Origin of the sequence: Aquabacterium sp. (assembly GCF_029946005.1) — a bacterium.
In the GTDB taxonomy this organism is placed as follows: domain Bacteria; phylum Pseudomonadota; class Gammaproteobacteria; order Burkholderiales; family Burkholderiaceae_C; genus Aquabacterium.
Genome location: NZ_JAQSDR010000018.1, coordinates 1 through 3,431, shown reverse-complemented (window position 1 = coordinate 3,431; position 3,431 = coordinate 1). Strand labels below are relative to the sequence as shown.

Below are 3,431 nucleotides of genomic sequence, written 5' to 3'. Positions count from 1 at the left end.
TGGGGGATTAGCTCAGCTGGCTAGAGCGCCTGCCTTGCACGCAGGAGGTCAACGGTTCGACTCCGTTATTCTCCACTATCTGAAAGACTGATAGATAAAAGACCAATATATAAAAGGCGATTCAAGTCTTTGATGTTTAAGTCTATTATTTATTATCTGAAAGAAACCGTTCATTGACATATTGGGATAAGAAAATATTTAAAAAGTAGAAAGACACAGTTTTGTTCGCTTGCGAACAAAACAAATAGTACAATAAGCAAAATAAGGGCGTATGGGGGATGCCTAGGCTCTCAGAGGCGATGAAAGGCGTGATAAGCTGCGAAAAGCGCCGGGGATCGGCACACACGAATTGATCCGGCGATACCTGAATGGGGCAACCCAATACATTGAAGATGTATTACTCCGATAGGAGGGCAAACCCGCTGAACTGAAACATCTAAGTAGGCGGAGGAGAAGAAAACAAAAGTGATTCCGTAAGTAGTGGCGAGCGAACGCGGATTAGCCCAAACCAATGTTGTTACGGCAAGATTGGGGTTGTAGGACCACGACATTTTATGCAAACTGAACCGGAAGGACCTGGAAAGGTCCGCCAAAGAGGGTGATAGCCCCGTATGGGTAAGGGATGTAATAGATAGTGGTATCCTGAGTAGGGCGGGGCACGTGAAACCCTGTCTGAATCTGGCGGGACCATCCGCTAAGGCTAAATACTCCTGAGAGACCGATAGTGAACCAGTACCGTGAGGGAAAGGTGAAAAGAACCGTGAATAACGGAGTGAAATAGATCCTGAAACCATACGCCTACAAGCGGTCGGAGCCCTTTCGTGGGGTGACGGCGTGCCTTTTGCATAATGAGCCTACGAGTTAACGTTGCTGGCAAGGATAAGTGGTTAAGCCACGGATCCGTAGCGAAAGCGAGTCTGAATAGGGCGCTTTAGTCAGTAGTGTTAGACGCGAAACCGTGTGATCTACCCATGGGCAGGATGAAGCGCTGGTAACACAGTGTGGAGGTCCGAACCGGTTGACGTTGAAAAGTCTTCGGATGACCTGTGGGTAGGGGTGAAAGGCCAATCAAACTCGGAAATAGCTCGTACTCCCCGAAATGCATTTAGGTGCAGCGTCGGTTATAAGTTATATAGAGGTAGAGCTACTGATTGGATGCGGGGGCTTCACCGCCTACCAATTCCTGACAAACTCCGAATGCTATATAATGTTTACCGACAGTGAGGGCTTGGGTGCTAAGGTCCAAGTCCGAGAGGGAAAGAACCCAGACCATCAGCTAAGGTCCCCAAATATATGCTAAGTTGAAAGAACGAGGTCCGACTGCACAGACAGCTAGGATGTTGGCTTGGAAGCAGCCATTCATTTAAAGAGTGCGTAACAGCTCACTAGTCGAGCGGTCGGGCATGGATAATAATCGGGCATAAGCATATTACCGAAGCTATGGATGTATAGTAATATACGTGGTAGGGGAGCATTCTAACAGGGTTGAAGGTGTGTCGTAAGGCATGCTGGACTGGTTAGAAAAGAAAATGTAGGCATAAGTAACGATAATGCGGGCGAGAAACCCGCACACCGAAAGACTAAGGTTTCCTCAGCTATGCTAATCAGCTGAGGGTTAGTCGGGTCCTAAGGCGAACCCGAAAGGGACAGTCGATGGCCAACGGGTTAATATTCCCGTACTACTGATAACTGTGATGGGGTGACGGAGTGATGAAAGCGCCGCGAACTGACGGAATAGTTCGTTGAAGTACCTACCTATAAGCTGCGCAGGCAAATCCACGCGGCTTGGGGAAATACGATAGTACTCGGAGTCTTCGGACAAAGAGATAGTGCGCCTAAGGGCTTCCAAGAAAAACCTCTAAACTTCAGGTTATTAGTACCCGTACCGCAAACCGACACAGGTAGTCGAGGAGAGAATCCTAAGGTGCTCGAGAGATTCATGGCTAAGGAATTAGGCAAAATAGACCCGTAACTTCGGGAGAAGGGTCGCCCACAGTAATGTGGGCCGCAGTGAAGAGGTCCAGGCGACTGTTTATCAAAAACACAGGGCTCTGCAAAATCGTAAGATGAAGTATAGGGCCTGACACCTGCCCGGTGCTGGAAGGTTAAGAGGAGATGTTATCTTCGGAGAAGCATTGAATTGAAGCCCCAGTAAACGGCGGCCGTAACTATAACGGTCCTAAGGTAGCGAAATTCCTTGTCGGGTAAGTTCCGACCTGCACGAATGGTGTAACGATCTGGACACTGTCTCAGCCATGAGCTCGGTGAAATTGTAGTAGCGGTGAAGATGCCGCTTACCCGCAGTGGGACGAAAAGACCCTGTGCACCTTTACTATAGCTTAGTATTGACTTTGGATAAGTGATGTGTAGGATAGGTGGGAGACTTCGATCCAGCGTCGCCAGGCGTTGGTTAGTCATTGTTGAAATACCACCCTTTGCTTATCTGAAGCCTAACCCCATTATGTGGGGGACATTGCTTGGTGGGTAGTTTGACTGGGGTGGTCGCCTCCAAAAGAGTAACGGAGGCTTCTAAAGGTTCCCTCAGTACGCTTGGTAACCGTGCGTAGAGTGCAATGGCATAAGGGAGCTTGACTGAGAGACATACAGGTCGATCAGGTACGAAAGTAGAGCATAGTGATCCGGTGGTTCCGCATGGAAGGGCCATCGCTCAAAGGATAAAAGGTACGCCGGGGATAACAGGCTGATCTCCCCCAAGAGCTCATATCGACGGGGGGGTTTGGCACCTCGATGTCGGCTCGTCACATCCTGGGGCTGGAGAAGGTCCCAAGGGTTGGGCTGTTCGCCCATTAAAGTGGCACGCGAGCTGGGTTCAGAACGTCGTGAGACAGTTCGGTCTCTATCTACTGCGGGCGCAAGAAATTTGAGTGGATCTGATTCTAGTACGAGAGGACCGAATTGGACCAACCGCTGGTGTATCTGTTGTTCCGCCAGGAGCATCGCAGAGTAGCTACGTTGGGAAGGGATAAGCGCTGAAAGCATATAAGCGCGAAACCCACCACAAGATGAGATTTCTTTTAAGGGTCGTGGAAGATGACCACGTTGATAGGCTATAGATGTAAAGGCAGTAATGTCATAGTCGAGTAGTACTAATAACCCGTAAGCTTATGTACGAATCCTCCGGGCCGCAAGGCCCGGGAGAACTTTCTTTCTTTTATAAACAATTTTTTCTTTATCCCAGTGTGTTAATAATATTAGTTTACAGTTAACGTTCACAGTTAACGGTCATCTGTAAACAAGTTGCCCAAAGCAACTAACGACTTAAGGTGGTTATTGCGGCGGGGCTCACCTCTTCCCATCCCGAACAGAGAAGTTAAGCCCGCCTGCGCAGATGGTACTGCAGTTTGTGGGAGAGTATGTCGTCGCCTTTCTTTTGAAAATCCTCATCAGTAATGATGGGGATTTTTTGTTTT

1 tRNA gene and 2 rRNA genes are annotated in these 3,431 nt (G+C 48.6%); all 3 read left to right on the top strand.

Features of this window, described 5'->3' with window-relative positions:
* Window position 1: 1 nt before the first annotated feature.
* A tRNA-Ala gene (locus tag PSV38_RS12640) sits at window positions 2-75 on the top strand.
* A gap of 175 nt (window positions 76-250) precedes the next feature.
* Window positions 251-3,131 (top strand): 23S ribosomal RNA (locus PSV38_RS12635).
* Window positions 3,132-3,280: 149 nt separating this feature from the next.
* Window positions 3,281-3,389: ribosomal RNA gene (gene rrf / locus PSV38_RS12630) — 5S ribosomal RNA — on the top strand.
* Window positions 3,390-3,431: the final 42 nt, after the last annotated feature.